Raw genomic sequence first — 24,016 nt, forward strand, 5'->3', positions numbered from 1 at the left:
TGACGTACGATAAGCCGAGGAGCTGTGCACAGTGCGAGCGATTGCGCTTCCGGAAGCGATGATGCAGCTGGGCCTTGGCCGCAAGCTCGTTATCTTGGTTTATCTTTCGGCCTATTTGTTGGTCTTGGGCGTTGGTTTGAGCGCGGCGCTATGGGTGTTCATGGCTTTGAAGCCCGACGATCCGGCGCGTATTCTTCCCTTATCCTGGGCGATCATCGCTGCGATAATCACCTTCTGCTACGGTTATTTAATCACCCTGTTGGTGCTGCGGCTCATCGTTCCGAAATCGCGGCCGGGAGTTTACCGATTGACCGGGACGGGACGTCCCCCGAAGCAAATCGTTGTTTTCGCGATGAACAACTTGCTGCTGCGTTTGCGTTTGACCGCGCCATTTGCAACATCCCTGTTTCCGGTCCTGATCAAGCTTCCGCCTCTATCTTGGCTCTATGGAAGGCTATTCGGCCCCGACAGTGCCGTGAGCTATATTTTGGACCCTTACCTGGTGACGATCGGCAAGAACACTCAGCTCGGCTTCGGAACACTCGTGCTTGCGCATTTCTACGACAATCGCGGCCTGATGTTGAAACCGGTACGCATCGGCGATCGTGTCGTGATCGGCGCGGATTCAATCATCTGTCCGGGCGCCGAGATTGGTAACGGGTCCGTTCTGCAGATTCGTTCGGTCGTTTACCCCGATACGCTGATCCCTCCAAACGAATACTGGGGCGGTAATCCTGCTCAGAAAATTAAGGATTTGATGCCACCTGTCAAACCGGAGAAGGATACCCGCACCAATCCTCGCTGAGACGCCAGAGTTCCGCCGCTAATTCGGCGTCTTGCGCAAGCGCCGAAGGGGCGCGCACCTTTTCGTCGGCGTAAAAGAGACCTGACTCCGTCGCGAGCTCGGGCGCGACGGCGCACCGGATTTGCGTGCGGGCACCTTGTTCGGATGTCGCCATCAATGGTTTGAGCAATTTCAGCACAGGTTGAAGCCGCGTCGGGATGACGCGCCAGATGTCGGTGGCAACCACACCGGGATGGGCCGCATACGTCGTGATGCCTGTTCCGGCCAGCCGATGTGCGAGCTCCTTCGTGAAAAGAATGTTGGCGAGCTTGGATACGGGGTAGGTTGGGTGCGGCCAGGTAAAGCTCGTTGGTGTCGCTCGGCTTGCGATCGACCAGTCAACGGACTTCAGTTTGCGGTGGCTGAGGCTGGTGACGTTGACGATACGGCCGGGAGCGGACTCCAGCATGCGGTGGAGTAACCGCATCGTCAATAAAAAATGGCCGATATGGTTGGTTCCGAAGACCAGCTCGAAGCCGTCATTTGTCAGACCGCCACAGCCGGAGCGACCGGCGTTGTTGACGAGGACGTGCAGCGGCAGTCCTTTGGCCAGGAAGGCGTCCGCGCAGGCATGGACGGAGCCGAACGAAGCTAGATCGAGCGTGAGCCAGTCGACCCGCGGGTTGCCGGTGGCGTCTTTGATCTCGGCGACCGCGGACTCGGTGCGCTCTCGCGACCGACCGGCCAAGAAGACCTGCGCCCCCCGTCTCGCCAACTCGGTGGCTGTCGCCCGACCAAGCCCGGCGTTGCCACCGGTCACGATGCACACGCGGTCTCTGATGTCCCAATCGCGATACTGGATCATAAAATGCAATCTCGTCGTTCAAACAGGGGTCGTCCCGCAACCGATTTCGAATGAGGCAGACAGGTGTCCATCAAACAGAGAGGGACGGTCAGCGCGAAGCGAGCCGTCGAGCGCTTCTTTTTTCTTTTGCCGTTGGTGCCGGCGGTGCTGTTGGTCTTCAGTCTGATGACGCAGCTGTTGCCCGATCAGCCGTTGCAGCGGTTTTTCGGTCATGATCCGGCACTCGATGCGCTCGTCGGTGCGGTCGTCGGCAGTCTGGCAATGGGGCAAGTCTTTGTCGGATACCTCGTAGGCGGCGAGTTGGTACGCAACGGAATCAGTCCCGCGACCGCGACTGCACTGATCGTCTCTTGGGCAACCGTCGGCTTGGCTTTTCTTCCTTACGAGATGCGCGCCTGCGGCAACCGATTCGCAATTACGCGTAATCTGTTGGCGTTTGTCTCGACGCTGATCATCGCGTATGTCACCGCTCACCTGTTGGACTGGATCTAAGATGCGCCTGTTTCGACCGGTTGGATGGGTGCTCCTTTTAAGCGTGGTCGCGTTGTTGAGCATTGTTGCAATGTTCGATGCCGATCTTGTCGTCGAGACGGTCAAACAGGCTTGGGGACTCACGATCAAGCTTGCGCCCCTCTTCGTCCTGGTCCTTCTGATGATGGCCCTGTCCGAAACCTTTCTGGATGCGCGTTGGATCGGCCGCTGGGTCGGGCACTCCTCGGGTCCGCGCGGCTGGTTGATCGCGCTGGCGGCAGGCACGCTCTCGGTGGGGCCGATGCATGTCTGGGTCGCGATCCTGCAGGATCTGCGGGCCAAGGGGATGCGCGAAGGCTTGATTGCGGCCTTCCTCTTTTCCCGCACGATACAACTCTTCTTCCTTCCCTTGATCATCGGCTATTTTGGCTGGACCTTCACCCTCATCTTGACCGGTCAAGTGGTGATCTTCGCCGTCGTCAATGGACTTATGATCGATTATCTGCTCGCGCGCAGTGCCTTACGCGCACCTCTAGACCCTAAGACCTGAGTACGGCGTGCGGCGATCGACGCGATCCATCGGTTCAGTCTTGACGCAGCGGTGCGGGTGTCAGCCAAGCGTGTCCTTGCGGCGCGACACCGCCCACTAATCCATCGGCACCCTCGATGGGCAGCGTCTCGTATCCGATGCGATCCATTAGATCGCCGCAAATCGCAGCAATGCGCTCGCGATCCGCGTGGGAAAGCCGCGCGAAGCTCTCCGGATTCATGTTCCGGAGCGGCGCCGATTCCTTGCGGATATAACTAGCCTTGATGTCGCCGAGGACGGTCTCGTCCAAGGATGCGGGCGGAACATCGAGAAATGCCTCAAGGCGGCGCAAGAGCGGCGCCGGGTGCGCGGTCAGGTCTTCGTAACGCATCAGAACGACGTGCCGCAGGTGCTCAGCGTCGTCGAGTAGAATGCCGGTGCCATTTCGCCAATGTCGGGCGGTTTCGTCCACCGGGACCCCCAGCCGTCTCTGCGCGCCCTCGCACAAGGCGTAGGGATGACGCACGATCCCGATGAATCGGCTCGGTGAGAAATTTGCTTCGAGCCAGCGTGAGCGTAACGTGTTGGGAGGGCTTTTCTCCAACAGGATCCCGGGGCGATCGGGGTAATAGTGAGCCCAATCATAGCGTATCCTGCGCGCGGGGCTCGGATCGTCGGTCTCGATCCAGTGAAAGATGTCAGCTCGGCTCGACCAGGTGCGCGCGGCACCGAATGTCGGCGGGTGCGGAAGCGCCGGCGTCAACCATTGCCCTTCGTGCGGCAGCGAGCGAATCATCGGATGCTGTTCCAGCACGCGCGTGAGGAGTGTCGTACCGGAGTTGTTGAGGCCCAGGATAAACAGCCAGGGGCTGTGCCCGAGGTCGAGTCGTTGCTCGACCCACGCATCGAGCGCCACAGGATCTTGAGTCATCCATCGCAACTCATGGCGCGGGCGCCCGATCAAACGGTAAAGGGCGTGTGCGACTGGAAACAGCCGCTGTATCTTGGCCAATCGCGGTGCGCGATTCGTCAAATAGGGCAGTGTCTCCCGGACCTTCGTCTCGAAAGTCGCCCCGTCCGCGTTTCGTATCGTCGGTGGTTTGTCTGTCATGGTATTCCGGGGCGGCCGCGCGTGATTCCCGCGCGACGCGTTACTGCGAAGGACCGTTGTCTTCGAGGAATCCCAGCGAGCTCGCCAGCGGCGAGTGGCTGAAATCAAGCTCACGCATCGCCCGGTTGTTGTCGAAGGCGATCCTCACGGGCAACGGAATCGGGATGAGCCGCGTCCGGGCCTGGATGCGGTCGCGCCAGGCACGGCAAAAGCGATCGATAGAGACATCCGCGGGTCCGGCAAGATTGTAGGTCCGGCCGCGCGAGTCGTCCCGGACGACAGCCTCCGCGATGGCCGAGGCGACATCCGGTGCAAAGGCCAGCGGAAAATAGAGTTTCGGCACCGGCATCACCGGTTTACTCATCACGAATCGCATGATCGGCGCCACGTTGGGGTCGTGGGGGCCATACATCGCCGAGGTTCTCAGAATGGTGAGATCGATCGCTTCGGCGGCAGCCGCCGCCCGGCAGCGACCCTCGGCGAGCGCCTTGGTGACCCGGTTTGCATTGCGTTGCGGGCGCCCGGTATCGCGGTAGACGGGATCCTCTTCTTGGACAACGCGCAATCCGAGTGCGTGACGTGCCGTCAGCTTATAGGCGCCGATCGAGCTGACATAATGCAGACGGCGGACCCCGCTCCGGGACATGGCCTTCAGCACGTTTTCGGTTCCCAGCACATTGGGCCGATAGTTTTCGTCCCAGCCGTTTTTGAACGGGCTGGCCATAGCGGCGTTGTGGAGAACGACATCCGCGCCATCGAAGGCGCGCACCAAAGCATCCGGGTCGTCCAGGTCGGCAACCGCGCAGGTGACGGCGGCGGCCGATGGTCCGAGATCGGCTGCAACCTCTTGCCATTTGCCCGGGTTGCGAATGACCGCCCTGACCGCGCAACCGCGTTGGAGTAGGGCCGGTACCAGCAGCCGGCCAAGAAATCCGTTCGCGCCCGTGACGGCGACGAGTTGTGTCATGATCGGCCCAACCATTCGGAAGGAAGACGACGGTAGATGTGCGCAACGGCCGCGTCGGTCCACTGCGGTGCCAGGCGCATCGAGAAGGCCATGGCCTTGGCGGCGGCGGTCAGATACAGGCGCCGCTTGCGTCTTCGCACGGCCTGCAATACGGCGCGTGCGGCGGGTTCCGGGTCGATTCCGAGAAACGCCAGCTTGCGCATCGCCGGAACCTGGCGTTGGACGTGATCGAACATCGGCGTGCGGATGATCCCCGGATAGACCAAGGTCACGCCGATCTTGCGCGGGAGCTCGTTCGCCAGCACCAGAGAGAGACTGGCCATCGCGGCTTTGCTTGCGGAATAGGCGGACGACAAGGGCAGATGGGCATAGGCGCAGAATGACGTGATGACCGCAATGTGCCCCGACCCGCGCTCTAGCATCCCGGGGAGTGCTGCCCGAATCGCCGAGTAGCCGGACCAGAGATTCACCTCCATCATCGCTCGCGATGCCTCCTCGTCACTGTCGAGCAGGTGCTCTTCTCGGACCGCGCCGGCATTCAGGATCAGCAGATCAACGCCGTCCATCGCCGCCTCGGCCTGAGTGACGAGCGCGGCAGCAGCGCCTGGCTGCGCAAGATCACAATAGAAGGTGTGAATGGTCGGCTCGTGAACCGCCAGCGTTGCGGCGAGTTGATCCAGAAGCTCGACCCGGCGCGCCGCCAATGCAAGCTCGGCGCCTTCGCGCGCCAAAACATGGACCAGCGCCTCGCCCAGTCCGGAGGAGGCTCCGGTGATCAGGACGCGCCGACCTTGCCAGGAGTCGCCCATCGACCTTTCAGTCTCGCCGCGTCGCCCGGAACATCGCGAGGACGCGATGAGGCTCGTAGTGCAGATCGAACAGGCCGACCTCGGCGAGCGCGTCGCGCAACCAGGCTTCCTCGAAGAAGGTCGCCTTTTTTCGGCGCATCAGCCGTCGTTGCAGCGGCGCCACCAGCGGATTCACGCAGACCGCCTCTCCGGTCAGGATGCCGCCCGGCTTCAGTACCCGGGCGATCTCCTTCCAGACAGGAACCAGATCCGGGAAGAGATGCAAGGCGCCGCAGCAGTTGATCTGGTCCATGCTGGCATCGCCGAACGGCAGCTCCATCATGTCGCCGCGCACCCAAACAAGGCGCTCGGGCCGGAATTCGCGCTTGGCATGGATCCGGGCGCCTTGCCGCAGCATGCTCAACGACAGATCGAGACCGTAGACTTCCGCCTCCGGATCACGCAAGCCGAGGGCGCGGGCATAATGGCCGGTCCCGCACGCCAAATCCAGGATTGCGCGCTTCGGCTCGGCGGTCTCGGAAAGATCGAGCAGGCGCTCCACCCAACGCCCGATGAACATGCCCGAGCCCACCAGCGTGTGCAACGGACGCCACACAGGCGTCTCGTACATCAGCGCGAACAGATTCGTCTCCATCACCTTTTGAGTGAAGGGGCGATCGCTTCGGTCCTCATCGGGGGGAAGGACATCGGCAATGGCTCTGTCGTGCCATGCAAGCCGATGGCCGCAGAACCTGCATGTCGGAGCTTGGTCCGCATCGGCATCGACTCGAACCGGCGGCAACGTGAATCCGCCCACCTGCTGGCAATTCGGACATCGCAAAGACGCCCCGCGACCTTGGTTCGGTGTCGACTGATTCACTGACGATGTCTCGCTCAAAGATGATGTGGTCGATCGGCGACAGGGTCCGCCCGATCTACGAATTGCTCTACGATCTCGACTGCGCGCCGAGCTCCATCCTCCGAACGCATTCCCTGACCCAGCGTGGACGCCTTCCGGCGCATCTCCGAATCATTGAGCATGGTGTCGATGGCTGCGGCCAGCTTATCGGCCGTCATGGCGCGATGCGGTATCGGCGCCGGGCCGATGCCCAACTGCCGAAGTCGAGATCCCCAGAAGAACTGTTCCGTCCAGAAGGGTATCACAGTGGTCGGGACACCGGCATGCAGCCCGACACCGGTCGTTCCGGCTCCGCCGTGATGGATCAAGGCCGCCATCTTGGGGAACAGCCAATCATGGGGTGCGGCGTCGATGGCATGGATGGTCTCGGGCAAGCTCGCCGGGTCGAGTCCGCCCCATCCTCGCGCCAGTACACCCCGCTGGCCGGTCTTCAGCAGGGCGGAAACGGCCATCTCGCCGTAGCGTGCCGCCTCGTCGCTGACCATGCTCCCGAATCCGATATAGACAGGAGGCGGACCGGCCGCGAGAAAATTCGCAAGGTCCGGCGGCGGGGACCAGGCGGGATCGGTTTGGAGAAACCAATTCCCGGTAATGTGAATATTCTCGTGCCAGATCGGGTCGCGCGGAATGACTAGCGGGCTGAACCCATAGAGCACCGGTGTTTTCGATGCGCGCATCCGCGCAAAGGGTCCTGCAAGCGCGAGCGGCGGTAAACCGAGGGTCTCCGTGCGCCAACGATTGATCGCCTTCCTGAAGGGTTGCCACAGCGCTTGCTCCGTGAGGGTGTAGCTGCTGCGGTTGAGGAATTTCGGCAGGTAGCGAAAGCCCGGCACATAGCCGCTGGGCGAGTCGATCGACGGCGTCAGCGGCGGACCCACGACAGAGTAGATGCAGGGGATCCCGAGCTTCTCCGCGAGATGCAGACTGCCGATCGCCGCGGGCGATGTCAGGATGACATCCGCCCCCTCGCATGCCGCGAGCGAGCCTTCGAGGATGGCGGGCAGCTTGGAGCCCACCCAACGCGTGAAGCTCAAGGGCTGACGCATGGCGGACATCTTCAGATGCTCGCGGATCACGTCGTGCATCTCTCGGACATAATCGCCGGCTTGGCAAAAGGCCAGGCCCTGCTCCTTCACGAAGGTCTCGAAGTAGGCGTCGCAGGCCAAGCTCACCTCATGGCCAGCGTCGTGAAATCCCCTGGCAAGTGCCGCATAGGGTTGAACGTCGCCGCGTGAGCCGAAGGTCAAGACACTGATTTTCATGATACGCTCGATCCGGATACGGGAATCTGCGACACGGCCGCGAGTTTCTTGAGCAAGGCTTCGCGGTTGCGTTCGATCCCGGCGAGCAACTGAACCTCGCGAGGATTGACGAAAGACGCATAGTCGCAGGCCGACTGCGCCTCGACCCCGATGAATGCCATGATGCGATCCACGACCGCATTGGGGTCCGCGCACAGGTCCTCGTAGCGGACGCTGAGATGGCTTTCGGGCGGCAAGGCGCCGATCTGCCGGCGGAAGAAGGTTTCCATGCGAATGTACTTACGCGTCAGAAAGCGACGCACGAGCTGGGTCCTGGAATCAGGATTCGTGGCCCAGCGCATGAAGGTCTTGATCAGCGGATTGCGTTGCGCCCGTGCGTAGCTGTCGAACAGGATGCCGATATAAGGATTGGGGTCGGCCGTCCAATTCTTCTGCAACGCCTTGATCTGAGAGTTGAGGACATTCAAAGGATCCCGGTGGATGAACACCAGTTTCGCAGTCGGCAGCAGCTCGTGAATCAGCGGGAAACGATCGTAGTCCCATGGGTTCTTGAGCAGCACGTTTCGACGCGGATCGCCGATGTGTTGAATCTTCCGGCACAGCTCGCGCAGCAGCGGCACGTTCTTGCGCGTGACCGAGAAGGCCCCGCTTCTCTTGTACAGGATCATGCCGTACTCCTCGGGCATGTCCGCGTCGATCTTCACGTTGTCGATCAGCCGCGTCTGCAGACGGTGCTCGGCGAGATAGTCGTTCAGCCTCTGCCTGTAGGTATCGGACTCGCCGCGCTGCGCGTGCGTCAGCAGACAGTCGTAGCACACGGCATGATAGGCCGTAATGATATTGAACGACTTGGTGCGCTCGAGCAGCTCGTAGAGCAGGGTCGTACCGGACCGATGATGGCCCAGGATGAAGACCGGCGCGCCTTCGAGCTCGCCGAGCCCGCTGTCGTCGGTGTCCAGGCATCGGCTGCGATCGCATAGCGAATCGGCCACGGATGGTTTCATCTCGGCAGGGATGCCCGGCATGTTGACTCCTTGAAGACTGCAACGCGATGGGTCGGGAGGCATTGATCGTCGCTGGAGCTCCGACCAGCTCGATTGCCGGCACGCGGCGATCCCCCCGTCGTACCGCCGAATTTCAGGTGGTCGCGTCTGGCCTGGGCATGACCCGGCCGAAAACCTTGCCCTGCCCAATGATACCCTCGCGAGCGGGATTTGTCGGCTGACAAGCATGAGACGCTAAGAACACGCGTTCATCAAGAGAGCCGCAGATTGCTGTCGCAAGAATGAAGATGCGATTTGCTCGTTTATCCTTCTTCGTTGAGAATGCCCAGACCGACAAGTCGGCCGGAGGCAGCATGGACTCTTTCCATGCGCCCCTGGATTTCCTAACCATCTCCGTGACCAAGGAAGCAACGGGGATGCGCATGTTGCGTGCGCAGTACGATATCGGATCGGTCCGCGGTGAAATAACCGGAAGCGAATCATCTGATGTGGAGGGATTTCAATCTTGTATTTTCGGCTAGATCTTTGATGTCACGTTGAAAAGCACTGAGCCGGCAAAAACCCGTCAACTTGAGCGCCTTTCGGCGCATTCGCGCAACGTTTGTAAAAATACAACATTGACCGCCGCGTGAGCGTGCTATACTTACCACTGTCGCAAAACATGAGAAATTGTCGCAACAGATGCTATGATCGCGAGTACGAATAGAAGTCACGCAACCGGCCTTCGAAGCAAGTCTAGTGTTTGGTCGATCTGTCTTGGCGTCGGCTTCGCTTGCTGCCTCTCTCTCACAGATGATGCGGTGAGTGCTGAGTCCGAAGTGACTGCGGCCGAGGCAGGCCGGGAGCAACAAGTCGAAATTTTGGAGTCGCGTGTTCTCATGCGGTGGGATGCGCTAAAAAGTGGGCAGATCGCGGACGCGTACGCCCTTGAGCTACCCTCCTATCGAGCGCTCTACGATCTTGCTCGGTTTGCCGAGACTGCGCCGAGCGGCGATCTCAAGCCGACGGCGGCTGAGATCCGCGATATCGAACTTGATGGCACGCGCGCCCGGGTCGTGCTGGAGGTCCATAGCCTGGTGACGTTGCCGCCTCCTACGGGGCGGCGACCAATGATATCCTCGCAGCAGGAGATTTGGCTGGAGCGCGACGGGGAATGGTGGCATGCCCCAACGTTCGTCGCGATGTCCGAACCCCGCGTGCCTTCCGACATGGATGCTGGCGGCGATGCGGTGCATGCCGAGTCGCGGGACGATTGACTGTCGTCCCTCAAATTCGGTCTCGGCGACTTGGGGCGGGAAGTCCCGGTATGATCGCGGTGTCTGGGCCGCCCGGAGACTGGGGCCGTCTTTTGTGGTGACGGACGGCCTTGTCGATTACAAGCCAACTTGGCTTTGACTTTGTTAATGATGTCACTCAATGTGTAAGGAGCTGAATGATGAGTAACTTTGGGCAGAAAACAAAGCTGGCAGCGGCCCTTGCGACCGCTTTCGCCGTTGGCAGTTTTGGGGCACAGGCGTCGGTGCAACTCGCAACCGAAGGGCTTGGTGACGCGGGCATCATCCCGTACTACACCGTTAAGTCGGACCCGGTGAACGGTACGTGGCGTTCATTCATCCGAATCTTCAACAATTCCGACAACGCCGTTGCGGTGAAGTTGCGCTTCCGCGAAGCCGAGAACAGCCGCGAGGTGCTCAATTTCGTGGTTTGGCTCTCGCCTTACGACGCTTGGACGGCATGGACGGATCCGGACGCAAGCGGAACCGGTCTCGGTGCGGGCATCCGTACTTTCGACAACTCCTGTACAACTCCAGCACGGCAAGGCAATAACTGGTTGTCGGTAGCGGGTGATCCAGAAGTGCGGTTCCAGCTTTTTAAGGATTCTTCCTACAGTGGCAACTATGCCGATGGCGGCACGACCGGCCCCGCGCGCGCGCACGAAGGCCACGTTGAAGTTATCGGTGTCGCTGAATGGGGACCCGGTACGCAGATGTACCAGAACGTGAAGCATCCGCCCGGCGGCAGCCCGACCTGCTTGGATGTTGCGCGTTTCGGTTTGGGCGGACAGCCTTCGGGTGAGTCACTCGCGACGGCAATGGATGTCGGCAACGTTCTCGCGATTAACTCCTACCTTATCCGTGTCGAGAGCGGCCAATCCATCGGTGTGCCGACGACCATGCTGGCCAACTTCACCCAACGCTGGTCGAAGGACGGGATCACCATCAACCCCGCTCGTCGTCTGATCACCGAGCTGACCACGGACGATCAGAAGCCCGACCTAGACTCCGCCAATCCGGCGTCGCGTGTGAACTATTTGCCGGGCATCTCCGAAACCGTTCCGGAAATCTCCGATCTCGGTACGACTGTCGGGATCATGCCTGACTTCTGGAACACATGGGTTTTGAAATTCCTTGATAACCCGACTGATTTCAGCCTCATTCGAGAGCCGTTCGGCGCGCCGATCGTCAATGGGCAAAACGGCGGCATCAATCCGACCCTCACGCGCGTGCAACCGCGTCGTAGCCTTGCGGTTGAAAGCGAAACTGATGCGTGCTTGGAGACTGCTACTCCTGCAGAATGGGCAGAAAATTGCAACGGAGTTCCGGTTCCTGGCGAAACCGGCTGGGTCTATCCTTGGGTCCGCGGCGGTGTTGATGCAGTTAGTGCAGTCATCACTCGGAGTGAAGTCGTCAACGAATGGGGCTATCGCGATGATCCTGGTGCTTTGATCGATCAGGTGCGTACCCAGTGGGTTTTGACCTTCCCGACCAAGCACTACTATGTCGACATCCAGAACGACGAAGCAATCCCGACCTATGCGCCCTTCAATCGCGACAACATCTACCCGACCCTGATGGACTTCGCGCCGGTTGGAGTAAATCCTGAACCCGCTGCTTATGATCCGTTCGCGCAGCGCTTCCAGGCGACTGCAGGGAAGCCAGGCGGCCGCTCCTGCAACGATGTTTCAGCCTGGTTGTTCGATTCTGAGGAGAACTTCGTCAGCTTCACATCTCCAGCTCCGACGACGATCCCAGGTTTGTGCTACGAGACAAACGTGATCAACTTCGGTGACTCCGTGGTCGCGGGTGGGAATGTGGGTCTAACCTCCGATGTGGATGTGACCATTCCGGAAGATCTGTTCCCGCAGTTCATCGGTCTCAACAACGACCAGCTAGGTTGGGCCATAATGGATCTGCGCCAGAGCCCAAGCGCAGGGGGCATTCCGGGCGGTAATCTTCGAGGCTTGGTCGGCAAGCGCTACCAGTATCTCGGACTGCCGGTGGTTGGGTTCCAGATCACCAACTACCAGGTCCAGAGTGCCGGCAACGGGAACTATTCGTCCTCCGTGGATCATAAGTATACCCGCGACATTACCTGCGTAGGTGGAGGTTGTGTGCCCACCATTCCTAACCCTCTTCCTTAGAACCGGGCGATGATCTTGATGCTGACGTAGTTTATGAACCTCTCATAACCCATGGGGGCTCATGAGTCGAAGGGGCGGCCTTGCCGCCCCTTTTTTATTTCCGATGACTGATCGTGGAGGGTCCGAATTTGTATCCACTGCTCTTGCTGATCACGCTTGGTCTTGCGCCGACCGTGGCATTCGCGTCGAATCAAGACGCGAGCGGTGCGCTCACATCCGCAGGCGAAATCGATCTGCCGGCTTTGCTTGAAATACAGGCAGGCAAGGTGCTACGCCGACTTCGTGACGATCCGGATGCGCGCGCATCCGAGCTAGCCAGCGCTATTCAGGCGGCGCGTATTGAGCAGGCCGCCAAGCAAGCCGCTTTGCTCGACACGCCCGAGATCCAGCGCGCCATCGCGCAAGCGCGACTGCGTATCCTCACCGAGGCGCTTCGCAAATACGAAGTACGCACGCAACGTCCTCCGATGGAGGCAATCGATGCGCTTGCGCTCGATCTCTACGAGGCCTATCCCGAGCAGTATGCGTTGCCGCGAAGGATCCGCATCGCGCACATCTCGCGTTTCACGAATCCCGAGGATCCGCAAGAAACGCCGACCATGATGAGCGATCTCTTCGAGCGCATGAAGGGCGGCGAGGACTTCGGCGTGCTCGCGAAGGCGTATTCGCAGGCCCCGAACGCACAAGACGGCGGCGGCGTGAAGGAATGGCTTATCCAACCACGCGACATGAGCGAACAACCGCCCTTCATACAACAGGCCTTCGAGCTTCAAGTGCTCGGACAGGTGACCGAGCCCTTCGAGTCCGGCACCGGTTGGCATATCGTTATGCTCGAAGAGGAGACCTCCGGGGAGCCTATCCCATACGAGACGGTGAAGCGCGGGATTCACGCCGACCTGATCGCGGACTATCAGACGCGTCGGTTTGATGAAATGATGAAGGCGCTGCGCCCGACCGAGGATCTCACCGAGTTATCCGATCACTTCAAACAGCTCGTCATCGAGCGGATGGAGCGCCTTTCTGCCGGCGGGAACGCGAGCACGGCAGCCGATTGATCGGCTTTCACTCGGGCATACGCAGGAAGGTCAACGCGCCGGGGGCTGGCCGGCGCGATCTCCTGCCCGAGGAGCGGAGCGGTGCCTTCTCGCGATATCCCGAACGACCCGATATTCTTAACTCACCATGAGCACACCCCTCCTTTCAATTATCCTCGTCTTTCACCAGATGGCCCGCGAGGCTCCGCGCACGCTCTATTCGGTGAGTCGTGCCTACCAGCGCGGCATTGATGGGCTCGACTATGAAGTAATTGCGCTCGATCATGGCTCTTCGCCGCCGCTCGACGTTGATCTGCCCAGGCGCTTCGGCCGAGAGTTCATCTATCGACGTATCGAGAGCCGGTGTCCATCCCCCGTGCAGGCGATCAACGCCGCAGCACGGACCGCACGCGGGACCTATTTGGCCGTTCATATCGACGGCGCGCGCATCCTCTCTCCGGGCGTGCTCGCCGGCTTTCATGCCGCGACTCGTGTCCACTCCGCGCCCTTCGCGCACACGATGAGCTTTCATCTCGGCCCCGGTCTGCAAAACCAGACCATGCTGCAGGGATACGATCGCGCGGTCGAGGATCGCCTGCTCGCGTCCGTCGGTTGGATGGCGGACGGCTATCGACTTTTTACTTGCTCCGTGCTGGCTGGATCGAGCGCGTCCGGTTTTTTGGGTGACATCATGGAGACGAATTGTTTTACCTTGCCCCGCCGGCATTTCCTCGACATGGGTGGATTTCATCCCGCTTTCCAAACGCCCGGAGGCGGACTCTGTAACCTCGACTTCTATTCTCGCGCGATGCAGGATACTGCCCTTCAGCCCGTGCGTTTGCTCGGCGAGGGAACCTTTCATCAGTTTCATGGCGGGGTTGCCACCAATGTGCCCCAAGAGCAGCATCCTTTCGAGTCCTTCCAAGCCGAGTATCGCGCGATCCGCGGTCGCGATTGGATACCGACGACCGGGCAAGATCCGATCTACCTCGGCCGTGTCCATCCGGCCAGTCGTCCGTTCCTGACGAGTGCCCCCGGACACCCGGCACCGCTGAGCTCACGATCGCAGGAGTCTTCGTCCTCATGATTACGCTGGATCCTCTGCTCGACACGTGGCGCCGTTGGACGGCATCCCCTACCGATTTTGCGCGTTGGAGCGAGCCTTCCAACCTCCTGCCGCATTGGGATAGTCGTACGCGCCGCATGGCCCAGCTGATCCCGCCGGGATCGAGCGTTTTTGAGCTCGGCGCGGGGCGTCAGGTGTTGCGCGAGGCCCTGCCGGAGGGCTGTACCTATACCCCCTCGGATCTCGTCTCGCGTGGCCCGGATACGCTGGTGTGCGATCTCAACGCCCGGCGACTCTCGGACTTTCCGCCGCACGACATCATCTTGGCCAGCGGAGTCTTTGAATATGTCAGCAAGGTTCCGCGGCTTGTTCGCCATCTGGCGCCACGCTGTCGCGTCGCCATGATCCTGTCCTATGCCGTCACCGATACCAACCCCGAGGATCGCGCGGGACATGGCTGGGTGAACCACTACAGCGCAGCGGCCTTGACGCGCGTCTTCGAGGCCAACGGCTTTCGCGCCACGGCTGTCGAGCCCTGGCAGAGCCAGGTGATTTTCACCTTTCGCAAGGCATGACCAGCACCGATCGAGATACCGAATCCCCGCTATTCTTTTGGCTCGTACGTCGCTAAGTCATTGTTTAAAAATTCTTTTCTAACCACGAATCACGAACCAGTATAAAATGCTGCCTCTGAAATATTTTCAAGGCTGTGCGAACGCGGGCGATCAATTCTCGCTGCGACTGGCCGAACACTTTTTCGGTGACCACGGCATCCGTCCCGCCGCCGACGAGGCGCTCGCTGAGCCGAATCTCGTTCTGCTCGGCAGCATCATCTCCTGGGCCGACAGCAACTCGTATGTCTGCGGCGCAGGCTTGATCTTACCCACGGCGAAACCGAGCGCCCCACCTGCGGGGATCCACTGTGTGCGCGGGCCCTTGACCGCGCACTTTCTGAATTTGCAGGGTATCGACTGCCCGGCCCGTTATGCCGATCCGGGTGTTCTGGCGCCACTGCTCTTTCCGAGTCTCGAGCCGGTTCGAGCTCCATTCGGCGTCCTGCCGCACTATGTCGACCGACAACATCCATGGGTCGAGCGTTGTCGTCGGGAGGGTCTCGCCGTCATCGATCCGACCCAGCCCTTGGCCGACTATTTCTCCGCGCTTCAGGCTTGCGAGATCATTCTATCCTCGTCGCTGCACGGCATCATCTTCGCCCATGCCTATGGTAAGCCTGCGCTCTGGATCGAGCTCTCCAACGCCGTCTTGGGCGACGGCTTCAAGTTCCACGATTATTATCTGAGCATCGGGATTGCTCCCGGCACGGTCCGACGTATTCGGATCGAGGAAGACACCCGCGTCGAAGATCTTCTGCCATTGGCGACGACCGGGTCGCACGAGCGGCTCGTCGCGACCATCCGGGAATCCATCGACATGGCTCGGCAAGCCCTTTTCGAGGAGGTGATCAGGACATGAGTGTATCCATCTGCGCCGTGATCGCGGTCCGCAACGAAGCCCCTTATCTGGAATATCTGCTCCCGCATCTCGCGGCTCAGGACATCGACGTGGCCGTGCTCGATCATGGATCGGAGGATGCCACGCGAACACTCTTGGAAGAACATCGCGGCGACCCGGTCACCCGGATCGAGCAACTGCCCTATCGGGGCACCTTCGCGCTCGAGGAGCAGCTCACCGCGAAGCGTCTGCTCATCGGCACCCTCACGCAGGATTGGATCATCCACCTCGACGCCGACGAGATCCTCGAGCATCGTAATCCCGGTTCGTCACTACGTGCCGCCATCGAGGAGGCCCAGGGGTTCGGCGCGAACGTCGTCAATTTCGAGGAGTTCACCTTCATCCCGGAGCCAAACGCCGACTACAGCGGACGCGACTACTATGCCGAGATGCACCGCTATTATTTCTTCGAGAGATGGAAGAATTGGTTGCATCGTGCCTGGCGCCGCGATGCCGGCCTCGACAATACCGCCCTCGGTGGTCATGTGCTGAGCGGCGAGCACATTCGGATGTGTCCCTATACGCATGTCATGAGACATTATATTGCCCTCAGCCAATCGCATATCTGGCGCAAGTACCTGACGCGGAGCTTTGCGGAGGCGGAGGTTGCGCGCGGATGGCATCGCGATCGTGTTCGCATGACGCGCGAGGCCCTGCAACTGCCGACGGATGACCCCTGCATCAAGACGCTCGGTACTGGGGGCAACGAGTGTCTTTGCCGCGCCGCGCCCGTCACATCGCATTATTGGCACTGGCCGCGCGAGCGTGCCGAGGCAACAGGAGTCCAAGAGTGATGGTGTTCTGCGCAGGCCGATCGTTGCGGGGACTCATGGGCGTGATGTTGCTCGTCGCGCTGTGGATGCTCGTGAGCCTCGACGACGCACGAGCCGATGGCGAGCGCCCGCCGAACCTGCTGCTCTTGGTGCTCGACGACCTGGGCTACAACGACCTCGGTTTGCACGGTAATCCGCTCGTCACCACGCCGAATATCGACCGATTCGCGCACCAAGGTGTCCATTTCACACGTCACTATTCGACCGACAGCACCTGCGCGCCGACACGCGCATCGTTGTTGACCGGACGACACCCGGCCAAGCTGGGATTTACTCCGGACGGAAGAGGTCTTTCACCTCAGACGCAGGCATTGCCGCGCGTACTCAAAGCCATGGGCTATCGCACGCACCATATCGGTAAGTGGCACATCGGTCATACGACCCGAAACGCCTGGCCGGACGCCGTCGGTTTCGATCGCTGGTTCGGCTTTCTGAACCAGTGGTTGCTGGGAGGAGGCTACCAGTATCCCATGCTCGCCTCCGACTACACGGAACCCACCTATCTGGATCCCTGGCTGTCACTCGATGGAGGGCCGGCGCGTCAGTATTCGGGCCATCTAACCGAGATCCTGGCTGACCACACGTCGCGTTTGGTTCACCAGTTGAAAGGCGACACGCCCTGGTTCATCAATCATTGGTTTTTCACACCCCATGGGCCGTTCGAGCCGGCACCCCACTATCTCCAGCTTCACGGCGATACCCCGGAGGGACGCTATCTCGCCATGCTGCACATGGCCGATGACGCCATTGGACAAATCCTCCAGGCGCTGGATCAGAGCGGTCAGGCTGAGAATACACTGGTCATCGTCCTAAGCGACAACGGCGGGGCTAATGCGAGCAGCAACCTGCCTTTCTTCGGCCGAAAGGTTCAGTATTACGAGGGCGGTGTGCGTACTCCCCTGCTTGTGCGATGGCCCGGGCATTATCCGAACAGGACCATCGACGCCATTGTGTCGACAATGGATCTCATGCCGAGCATTCTCGATGCCATCCAACAGCCGATCGGCAACCTATTCGACGGGATCAGCTTGCATCGGCTGATGACGGGCGAAGAAAACAGGTTGCCGTCGCGTCAACTGATATGGGCGCGCGGCGACGGCTTCAGCGTGCTGAGCACGGACGGGCGCTGGAGACTCGTCAAGCAAGCGCCGCTGCCGATCGCGGGGCAGCTCGAAGCAATCCATGCCCTGAACGATTTGCTTTCTGATCCGACCGGCAGCACAAATGTCATCGAGCAGTACCCGGACGTGGCTACCCGCCTCGCCGACGACTATCGCGAGTGGATACGCGAGGCAAGACGTATCCGGTTGATTCAGGAAAAGAATTCGGAGAGCACCGCGCATCTCGAAGGCGACGACTTTCAGCGCTCCCCTGGTTTTGGCGGCTATACCTTCGCGACTCGCTTATCGCCCTTGGCGGCGGGCATCGCCGAAGATCAAACCATCGCCGAACAACCAGGCATCTGGAGCATCACCCATGATGCGACTGCAGATGAGCTCATAAGCCGTCTCGGCGGTTTAGAAATCCGCGTCGCGATGCCCCCAAGCGCGCACTGCCGCTCCGTGTTGCTATCCGCGGACTTCAAGCGGCGCATTACCAACTGGGAAACCAACCAGGATGCGTATCGTGTCGAGGTCTATCTCGATGGCAAACGCATGGCTCTTGTTTCGGGTGAAGGTCAGATCATCCCGGATCAGCCCTTGGAGGCGCCGACGCATTTGGGTGGATCGGGATCAGTGGATTGTTACGCCATGGGGCCATGCGCGATGACTGAGATCTACAACGCGCGGGTCGATCGAGAACATATCACGCCGGCCTGGCTACATGAGCAGATCTGCCCGACCGAAGAGCGATCAGCACAACGCGACGACTAAGCTTTCGATCACACTGCTAGGCTGACTCTTTGGGTGTTTTGAACAGCCCGAAAAGAGCTGCCGGCAGCGACTTGAGCAGGTCATCGCCTCGGACGAGGGCTTTGTGGACGAAGTGAAAGAAGTTCGGGTACACGGGCAAGCTCTCCTGCGAAAGAGCCCGATGAGACCGAAACCACGCCCGCAGCAACGACCAGACCTCTTAACATGGGGCGATGTGGCGAGTCAGGTATCGATCGGTCGGTTACAATCCGACGATGGATTGTCCCCCGAGTCGGACCGGGCGCGGGGCGTGCGTACCGGGAATCTCAGAGAAGATCTTGAAGCCGTTGAACCGAGCCACCAAACCCATCCTCGAGTGCGCGATGCCTGGCCGACGTCAGCGGTGTTCCCATGCGCCCCCGGATCTGTGATGTACGAGCTCGTTCCGGTTGGCGTGGAGTCGGCACGCGATGGCCGTGCCGCCAATGCCGAGCCGGCGCCCGTTTTGGGTGGTCGCGTTGTGCAGCGACTTGCGCTGGCTCCACGCGTTCCGCTGACCCTGTCGCGGGGCTGGTATGCCGTCGAGAGCGATCTACTGGTGCAGGGCCGTTCCTGGCCCACGCCATCCTTACATCTCAGCGCCGAGGGAGAGCATGAGCATCTGATCGATCTGATCCCCGGCAATGTCGATCTCGGGCGTCGATCGGTCGTACTTGCGCTGCCGACACCGAGCGATCGGCTCTACCTCGATCCGGGAGGCTATGGCGAGGGCTTGAGCCTATCCTGGGTCAGGCTGACACCCTTGCATCGGCTTGAGGCGATGGCGGAAATGTTTTGGTCGCTGCTCCCGTCCTCGCGTCGTGGCCTGCCCCTGCGGCGGATGCGCGTGCTGCGCGAAGCGGCAGCGGCTATTGCTACCGGCTCGTGGCGTCTCGTGTTGGTCCATCTGGCCGACGCGTATCGCGCCGCGCTCGCCATCGATCTCGGCGCCGCGAGCGTCGCCGCGCGCGTGCGTCTCGGAACTGCGCTCAGGCCCGGCTTCGCGCGCGAGGCCGTCTGGATTCCTTCCGATAGAGTCGCGATCCGTCCGGCGGATACGCCGAATCAGTGGGATTGCAGCCACCCTAAGCCTAAGTTCGATCTCGTGCTTCCCGCGGGTGGCTGGCCGCTCCCGGCGGGTTGGTACCGCGCCCGTGCGTCGTTCGGGGCACGCCGAAACGCGATCCACCGCGCATGTCTCTACGGCGATCCCGGCCCCGAGTCGGGCCAAGGAGCCTCGCTCTGTTTGATGGGGCCGGGCAAGGACGGTTCGAGCGATACCCTGTTGCGGGTGGATTCGCCGTTTTACGGGCTCCAGCTCCATCTCGATCTCTGTTACGGGCGTTTTGCGATCGACCGCTTCGAGTTGACCCGGCTGTCTTTGCCGTCGGCTCTTTTTTATCTACTGAAGCATCGTTCGCAGGATGACCAGCCTCGGGGCATGAGGTCGGTGCTGTGGGGTTTCGTCGTCGACGTGCACCGTCACGGCATCGCACGCGCGACCCAGCGCCTGAAGAACGGCTATGACGCCAAGACGTCTGCGGGAGAGCGCAGTCACGCTCGATGGGTTCTACTCTACGACAGTTTCTCCGCCGCCGGGCTTGAGGCGCTGTCTGCACGAGCGAAACGCATTGAGGATGGCGCGCTCATCTCGGTGATCGTGCCGGTGTACGAAACCCCGGAGATCTGGCTGCGACGCTGTATCGAGAGTGTCATCCACCAAGCCTACCCGAGGTGGGAGTTGTGTCTCGCCGACGATGCCTCGTCGGCGCCGCACGTGCGACCGTTGCTCGACGCCTATGTTCAGCGTGATGCGCGTATCAAGGTCGTCCATCGCGTCGCGCGGGGTCACATCGTGGCGGCATCGAATTCGGCACTCGCGTTGGCCGGGGGCGACTTCGTCGCCTTCTTGGACCACGACGACGAGCTGCCCGCCCATGCCCTCCTCGAGCTGGCCGAGGCGATTCGGAGCCATCCAAGCGCGGCTCTGTTGTATTCCGACGAGGACAAGATCGATGAGGTGGGGCAGCGCTTCGAGCCCTATTTCAAGCCGGACTGGAATCCGGACTTGGAGCGCTCACAGCACTATATTTGTCATCTGACGGCTGTTCGGGCCGATCTCGTGCGCGCCGTCGGCGGATTACGGAGTGGATTCGAAGGCAGTCAGGATCACGATCTGGTCCTGCGTTGTACGGAACGCTTGCAGCCTCATCAGATCGTCCATATCCCCAAAATTCTTTATCATTGGCGCGCAATCGCAGGGTCCACCGCGCTGCATGCCGATGCCAAGGGCTATGCGCAATTGGCTGGCGCCAAAGCGGTATCAGAGCATCTCGCGCGGATCGGCGCGACGGCTGCCGTCTCGTTGCTGCCTCATGGCCATTATCGCGTGCGCTGGTCGCTTCCCCGCTCCGTCCCGCGTGTCAGTCTCATCATCCCGACGCGGGACAACCGCGCACTGCTCGAAGCTTGTGTGAGCTCCATCCTGTCTCGGACCACCTATCCGAGCTACGAGATCCTGATCATCGACAATCAGAGTCGCTGCGCGGAGACGCTCGCCTACCTCGACACGCTCGCCCATCACGAGCGGATCCGCGTGCTCAAGTTTGACAAGCCCTTCAATTATTCAGCGATCAATAACTGGGCCGTAAGCCAGAGCCATAGCGAAATCATCGGTCTCGTGAACGACGATATCGAGGTGATCACAGCGGATTGGCTTGAGGAGATGGCTACTCAGGCGTGTCGACCGGAGATCGGCGCGGTCGGCGCCATGCTCTATTACCCTGACGGTCGCATTCAGCACGCGGGCGTCATCCTAGGCTTGCTCGGCGTCGCGAATCATGCCTTCGCGGGTATGCCGAAAGGCTACGTCGGGCACGGCGGACGAACCCACGTGGTGCAGAACCTCTCGGCCGTCACTGGGGCTTGTTTGGTGGTCCGAAGGGCCGTCTTCGAGCAGGTCGGCGGTTTGGACGAGCGTCTCGCCGTCGCCTACAACGATATCGATTTTTGTTTGCGCGTGCGTGAGGCGGGTTACCTAAACCTCTGGACGCCCTTTGCCGAGCTTTACCATCATGAATCGGCGTCGCGGGGCACTGACAATTCATCTGAGAAATTGATGCGGTTTCGTGGAGAAGTCGCGATCATGGAGGCGCGGTGGGGGCCTATGCTGCAAAGAGACCCAGCCTATAACCCGAACCTGACCCTTACGGATCTCGATTTCCTTCCATCATTTCCGCCTCGGGTCTGAACCGCGTCAGGGCGAAATGCATCGTCCTTGGATTGGAGCTGCCCCGGCCAGTTCATTGCGCGTCGGAGCTGACGCGGTTTAGGATGATAAAAACACGAACTTTGAACCTCGCTCCCGCCGAAGCGCGGGTCTGCACTCACCGTTGGACTCACCCGAAACTCAGCATCTCGCTCTGGACGCGGTTTAGAGGCTGTTCAATGCAATACTTCTCAAGGACCGCGAGACATTGAAACTGTGCTGATGACTTGTTCATACCTCGGCCTTGCTCATAATTCCGGCCATCGTAGCACTTGGCGCAGAGCGCCACGGGGCATGCGTGACACCGCAGAGCGGGTGTCACGAGCGACTGATGTTTTGGGTGGCCGGTCTTACGAGCGAGGCCCATGCCTCCGACCACATGGGCTGCCGACTGCGTAGTCAGGCCATCTTGGGCTGACAGAATCAGGGCTGGAAGCCCTGACCACGCGCTGTTCGTCAGCCACTGGCCGGTACTAAGATCAAGGCCCGTGCTGATGCCGGGCTCGATCCGGTTTTAGACCTCGGGTTGCCAATGCATTCTATGGACCCGCGCTATTGAGCACGCTCATACGATCCCGCACGAAAGCCTCAAGCTCGAAGTCATCTCTAGGGACCGAGGGCATAAACCGCTCGACGAGCTCGGTCAGCAGGATGTCTGGTCGTACGCGCTCTACATAAGACCAATCGATGCTAGACGACCAAACAAAATGAACCTCCATGAAGGTTTCTGCAAGCATTCCGGTCAGCAAATGAGCTCGATATTCGGAAAAAGAGTCCCCAAACAATACCAACTTGAAACGTGCAGCGGCCTGGTCGTTGCAGTAAACGACATTCGATCCGACATGAAGACCCGGGTCGTTATGTCTGTTGGTTGATTCCTTGTATGCGACGAAAGCATTCGCGTTCGTGCGCCGAGAATCACGGATGACCTCGTAGAAGCGGGCTTTCTCTCGTACTGGGGGGGCGAGTTTCCCGCCGAGATCCATCGTCAGCTCTCCTTCTACGAAAGGGCGGGCGATTAGGTCGGGCCTGGATGCGACGCCCAATTTAGCGCAGATGAGCTGATAAGCACAAAAACATCCTTGATAAGTCCAGTGTGAATCTGTCTTCCAATAGATTTGATGCTCTTTCTTGATCCGCTGAAAAAAAGGGATGGGGTCAACCGAATGATCTTGAAGAAACAGGGGGCGACGCGGAGCCGTGAGATAGGCGCGAATGGGATGAGCGGAAAAATGCGGCAGAGGTTCGAGAGAGTACTCGGGATAAACCGATAACTTGTTGGGTGCGAATAGATGAAGGTAGCGGATTCCAAGCTCGTCAGAGCGTTTCAGGCGCGACTCGAACAGGCGATCCCAAGCCGAGACGAGGGTGCTATCGAAGCGGGGCTTCTGATAGTAGGAAAAAAGTTCGTTGCTTCCTCCCTTGAGGAAAAGCCAGCCGTCACGACCGATCGAGACATCATCCGCTACGGAACTTTGGGTTTCATTGGCAGTTGGCCGCTCTGCGGCTAATGTTAGCCGAGGATGAGAGCAACGCTCGTAAGTAAGCCCGGTCGTATCGCAGAAGCGCTTATAATCGGGATAGAGAAACTTCGATAGCTTCTCGAATGTCTGAAGATTCACCCGCTCGATCATGGCTCCTGCCGAATATCGAACTTCGGTGAATGTTTCGGTCTCGAATGGTTCCAATCCGAGGAAATCGAAGACGCGTGACATCGTCCGCCGAGGTTGCATGAGCAGGTCGCTGTTGCTGAGAACGAGTATTTCGCTGCGATCGTAAACTTGCAGGAAGGTCAACATCCGGCGCTGATAGCAACTAAAAGAAAGTACATCGTGTAAATAATAATCGATGCTCGATGTCTGACTTACCGCGCTTTCGAAGGGGCGAGCGAAGAAGTCGTTAATATCGGTTGCAATCAGCTCAGGTACTTTATTGATAATCTGAAGATGTACAAAATGCGAAATTGCGCGCTCGACAGGATCGCGCACGATCAAGATCAACTTGGCCCGAGGATGAGCAGTCTTGATAGCAGTCGGTAGCTCCGGAGTAAAAGCACAATGAAAATATGTTGGGCTCGCTTCGCCCGTGATCTCGTCGGTTGTCTTGTTGAAATGGTTCCGATACCAATCTTCGCCGTTCGATCTGTAAAGTGAGAAATAATGGATTTCCTTCAACGCGGCTTTGCTGACATGCGGATGCATACAGATGAAGTCATAAAGGACGGTTGTCCCGCATTTCATGGCGCCGATGATGAGGAAATCTGGGTTCGCTGGCATAAGTGATCGTTAAT

At 59.9% G+C, this 24,016-nt stretch carries 21 protein-coding genes; 13 read left to right on the forward strand and 8 right to left on the reverse strand.

Annotated elements, in window-relative coordinates; translation table 11 throughout:
* The first annotated feature begins 31 nt into the window (after nucleotides 1–31).
* Entirely contained in the window at nucleotides 32–805 is a 774-nt protein-coding gene (locus KFB96_RS19505) for a DapH/DapD/GlmU-related protein (RefSeq protein ID WP_213460610.1), read from the forward strand.
* Here the strand turns inward: KFB96_RS19505 and KFB96_RS19510 are convergent.
* Nucleotides 768–1,649, reverse strand: coding sequence for an SDR family oxidoreductase (locus KFB96_RS19510; protein ID WP_213460611.1), 882 nt, complete (start codon nucleotides 1,647–1,649; stop codon nucleotides 768–770). The genes KFB96_RS19505 and KFB96_RS19510 overlap by 38 nt on opposite strands.
* Nucleotides 1,650–1,712: 63 nt before the next feature.
* On the opposite strand from KFB96_RS19510, the gene KFB96_RS19515 reads away from it, so the two are divergent.
* Both KFB96_RS19515 and KFB96_RS19520 read left to right on the forward strand, forming a co-directional pair.
* The gene (locus KFB96_RS19515) at nucleotides 1,713–2,141 is read left to right on the forward strand and encodes a hypothetical protein (RefSeq protein ID WP_213460613.1); all 429 of its coding nucleotides are present in this window, start codon (nucleotides 1,713–1,715) and stop codon (nucleotides 2,139–2,141) included.
* A gap of 55 nt (nucleotides 2,142–2,196) precedes the next feature.
* Nucleotides 2,197–2,670: a hypothetical protein gene (locus KFB96_RS19520; RefSeq protein WP_213460615.1), complete on the forward strand. Its 474-nt coding sequence runs from the start codon at nucleotides 2,197–2,199 to the stop codon at nucleotides 2,668–2,670.
* Between the two features lie 34 nt (nucleotides 2,671–2,704).
* On the opposite strand, the gene KFB96_RS19525 is transcribed toward KFB96_RS19520, so the two are convergent.
* The 6 genes from KFB96_RS19525 to KFB96_RS19550 form a co-directional block, all read right to left on the reverse strand.
* Nucleotides 2,705–3,580, reverse strand: a complete 876-nt coding sequence (locus tag KFB96_RS19525; RefSeq protein WP_213460617.1) for a sulfotransferase — start codon at nucleotides 3,578–3,580, stop codon at nucleotides 2,705–2,707.
* Between the two features lie 220 nt (nucleotides 3,581–3,800).
* Nucleotides 3,801–4,727, reverse strand: a complete 927-nt coding sequence (locus KFB96_RS19530; RefSeq protein ID WP_213460619.1) for an NAD(P)-dependent oxidoreductase — start codon at nucleotides 4,725–4,727, stop codon at nucleotides 3,801–3,803.
* Nucleotides 4,724–5,536: an SDR family oxidoreductase gene (locus KFB96_RS19535; protein ID WP_213460621.1), complete on the reverse strand. Its 813-nt coding sequence runs from the start codon at nucleotides 5,534–5,536 to the stop codon at nucleotides 4,724–4,726. The genes KFB96_RS19530 and KFB96_RS19535 overlap by 4 nt, the downstream gene beginning before the upstream one ends.
* 7 nt (nucleotides 5,537–5,543) lie before the next feature.
* Nucleotides 5,544–6,170: a methyltransferase domain-containing protein gene (locus KFB96_RS19540; RefSeq protein WP_213460623.1), complete on the reverse strand. Its 627-nt coding sequence runs from the start codon at nucleotides 6,168–6,170 to the stop codon at nucleotides 5,544–5,546.
* Between the two features lie 239 nt (nucleotides 6,171–6,409).
* Nucleotides 6,410–7,696 (reverse strand): glycosyltransferase, encoded by a 1,287-nt coding sequence (locus KFB96_RS19545; RefSeq protein WP_213460624.1) that lies wholly within the window; start codon nucleotides 7,694–7,696, stop codon nucleotides 6,410–6,412.
* The gene (locus tag KFB96_RS19550; protein ID WP_213460625.1) at nucleotides 7,693–8,721 is read right to left on the reverse strand and encodes a sulfotransferase; all 1,029 of its coding nucleotides are present in this window, start codon (nucleotides 8,719–8,721) and stop codon (nucleotides 7,693–7,695) included. Before KFB96_RS19550 ends, KFB96_RS19545 begins: the two co-directional genes overlap by 4 nt.
* A gap of 260 nt (nucleotides 8,722–8,981) precedes the next feature.
* On the opposite strand from KFB96_RS19550, the gene KFB96_RS19555 reads away from it, so the two are divergent.
* The 10 genes from KFB96_RS19555 (at nucleotide 8,982) to KFB96_RS19600 (ending at nucleotide 21,708) form a co-directional block, all read left to right on the forward strand.
* Nucleotides 8,982–9,221, forward strand: a complete 240-nt coding sequence (locus tag KFB96_RS19555; protein WP_213460626.1) for a hypothetical protein — start codon at nucleotides 8,982–8,984, stop codon at nucleotides 9,219–9,221.
* A 279-nt stretch (nucleotides 9,222–9,500) separates the two neighbouring features.
* Nucleotides 9,501–9,956 (forward strand): hypothetical protein, encoded by a 456-nt coding sequence (locus KFB96_RS19560; RefSeq protein WP_213460627.1) that lies wholly within the window; start codon nucleotides 9,501–9,503, stop codon nucleotides 9,954–9,956.
* Nucleotides 9,957–10,132: 176 nt separating this feature from the next.
* Nucleotides 10,133–12,121: a hypothetical protein gene (locus KFB96_RS19565; RefSeq protein ID WP_213501506.1), complete on the forward strand. Its 1,989-nt coding sequence runs from the start codon at nucleotides 10,133–10,135 to the stop codon at nucleotides 12,119–12,121.
* A gap of 128 nt (nucleotides 12,122–12,249) precedes the next feature.
* A complete protein-coding gene (locus KFB96_RS19570; protein ID WP_213460629.1) occupies nucleotides 12,250–13,176 on the forward strand; it encodes a peptidylprolyl isomerase in 927 nt (308 codons plus the stop codon).
* Between the two features lie 127 nt (nucleotides 13,177–13,303).
* Nucleotides 13,304–14,242, forward strand: a complete 939-nt coding sequence (locus KFB96_RS19575; RefSeq protein ID WP_213460631.1) for a glycosyltransferase family A protein — start codon at nucleotides 13,304–13,306, stop codon at nucleotides 14,240–14,242.
* Complete coding sequence (locus tag KFB96_RS19580) at nucleotides 14,239–14,796, forward strand: methyltransferase domain-containing protein (RefSeq protein WP_213460633.1); 558 nt, start codon at nucleotides 14,239–14,241, stop codon at nucleotides 14,794–14,796. The genes KFB96_RS19575 and KFB96_RS19580 overlap by 4 nt, the downstream gene beginning before the upstream one ends.
* A gap of 106 nt (nucleotides 14,797–14,902) precedes the next feature.
* Nucleotides 14,903–15,694: a polysaccharide pyruvyl transferase family protein gene (locus tag KFB96_RS19585; RefSeq protein WP_213460635.1), complete on the forward strand. Its 792-nt coding sequence runs from the start codon at nucleotides 14,903–14,905 to the stop codon at nucleotides 15,692–15,694.
* Nucleotides 15,691–16,527 carry a glycosyltransferase family 2 protein gene (locus KFB96_RS19590; RefSeq protein WP_213460638.1) on the forward strand — a complete coding sequence of 279 codons (837 nt, stop codon included), beginning with the start codon at nucleotides 15,691–15,693 and terminating at the stop codon, nucleotides 16,525–16,527. The genes KFB96_RS19585 and KFB96_RS19590 overlap by 4 nt, the downstream gene beginning before the upstream one ends.
* Nucleotides 16,527–18,440 (forward strand): sulfatase-like hydrolase/transferase, encoded by a 1,914-nt coding sequence (locus KFB96_RS19595; protein ID WP_300971731.1) that lies wholly within the window; start codon nucleotides 16,527–16,529, stop codon nucleotides 18,438–18,440. The genes KFB96_RS19590 and KFB96_RS19595 overlap by 1 nt, the downstream gene beginning before the upstream one ends.
* 409 nt (nucleotides 18,441–18,849) lie before the next feature.
* Nucleotides 18,850–21,708: a glycosyltransferase family 2 protein gene (locus KFB96_RS19600; protein ID WP_213460642.1), complete on the forward strand. Its 2,859-nt coding sequence runs from the start codon at nucleotides 18,850–18,852 to the stop codon at nucleotides 21,706–21,708.
* A 557-nt stretch (nucleotides 21,709–22,265) separates the two neighbouring features.
* On the opposite strand, the gene KFB96_RS19605 is transcribed toward KFB96_RS19600, so the two are convergent.
* A complete protein-coding gene (locus KFB96_RS19605) occupies nucleotides 22,266–24,002 on the reverse strand; it encodes a sulfotransferase domain-containing protein (protein ID WP_213460644.1) in 1,737 nt (578 codons plus the stop codon).
* Nucleotides 24,003–24,016: the final 14 nt, after the last annotated feature.

The sequence above is a fragment of the Thiocapsa sp. genome (genome assembly GCF_018399035.1).
GTDB lineage: Bacteria > Pseudomonadota > Gammaproteobacteria > Chromatiales > Chromatiaceae > Thiocapsa.

Excerpts from the sequence above, each read along its gene's own strand:
- KFB96_RS19510 (WP_213460611.1), bottom strand. The coding sequence starts at position 1,649 with ATGATCCAGTATCGCGATTGGGACATCAGAGACCGCGTGTGCATCGTG.
- KFB96_RS19525 (WP_213460617.1), bottom strand. The coding sequence starts at position 3,580 with ATGACTCAAGATCCTGTGGCGCTCGATGCGTGGGTCGAGCAACGACTC.
- KFB96_RS19530 (WP_213460619.1), bottom strand. The coding sequence starts at position 4,727 with ATGACACAACTCGTCGCCGTCACGGGCGCGAACGGATTTCTTGGCCGG.
- KFB96_RS19535 (WP_213460621.1), bottom strand. The coding sequence starts at position 5,536 with ATGGGCGACTCCTGGCAAGGTCGGCGCGTCCTGATCACCGGAGCCTCC.
- KFB96_RS19540 (WP_213460623.1), bottom strand. The coding sequence starts at position 6,170 with ATGGAGACGAATCTGTTCGCGCTGATGTACGAGACGCCTGTGTGGCGT.
- KFB96_RS19545 (WP_213460624.1), bottom strand. The coding sequence starts at position 7,696 with ATGAAAATCAGTGTCTTGACCTTCGGCTCACGCGGCGACGTTCAACCC.
- KFB96_RS19550 (WP_213460625.1), bottom strand. The coding sequence starts at position 8,721 with ATGCCGGGCATCCCTGCCGAGATGAAACCATCCGTGGCCGATTCGCTA.
- KFB96_RS19555 (WP_213460626.1), top strand. The coding sequence starts at position 8,982 with ATGAAGATGCGATTTGCTCGTTTATCCTTCTTCGTTGAGAATGCCCAG.
- KFB96_RS19565 (WP_213501506.1), top strand. The coding sequence starts at position 10,133 with ATGATGAGTAACTTTGGGCAGAAAACAAAGCTGGCAGCGGCCCTTGCG.
- KFB96_RS19575 (WP_213460631.1), top strand. The coding sequence starts at position 13,304 with ATGAGCACACCCCTCCTTTCAATTATCCTCGTCTTTCACCAGATGGCC.
- KFB96_RS19580 (WP_213460633.1), top strand. The coding sequence starts at position 14,239 with ATGATTACGCTGGATCCTCTGCTCGACACGTGGCGCCGTTGGACGGCA.
- KFB96_RS19585 (WP_213460635.1), top strand. The coding sequence starts at position 14,903 with ATGCTGCCTCTGAAATATTTTCAAGGCTGTGCGAACGCGGGCGATCAA.
- KFB96_RS19590 (WP_213460638.1), top strand. The coding sequence starts at position 15,691 with ATGAGTGTATCCATCTGCGCCGTGATCGCGGTCCGCAACGAAGCCCCT.
- KFB96_RS19595 (WP_300971731.1), top strand. The coding sequence starts at position 16,527 with ATGGTGTTCTGCGCAGGCCGATCGTTGCGGGGACTCATGGGCGTGATG.
- KFB96_RS19600 (WP_213460642.1), top strand. The coding sequence starts at position 18,850 with ATGTACGAGCTCGTTCCGGTTGGCGTGGAGTCGGCACGCGATGGCCGT.
- KFB96_RS19605 (WP_213460644.1), bottom strand. The coding sequence starts at position 24,002 with ATGCCAGCGAACCCAGATTTCCTCATCATCGGCGCCATGAAATGCGGG.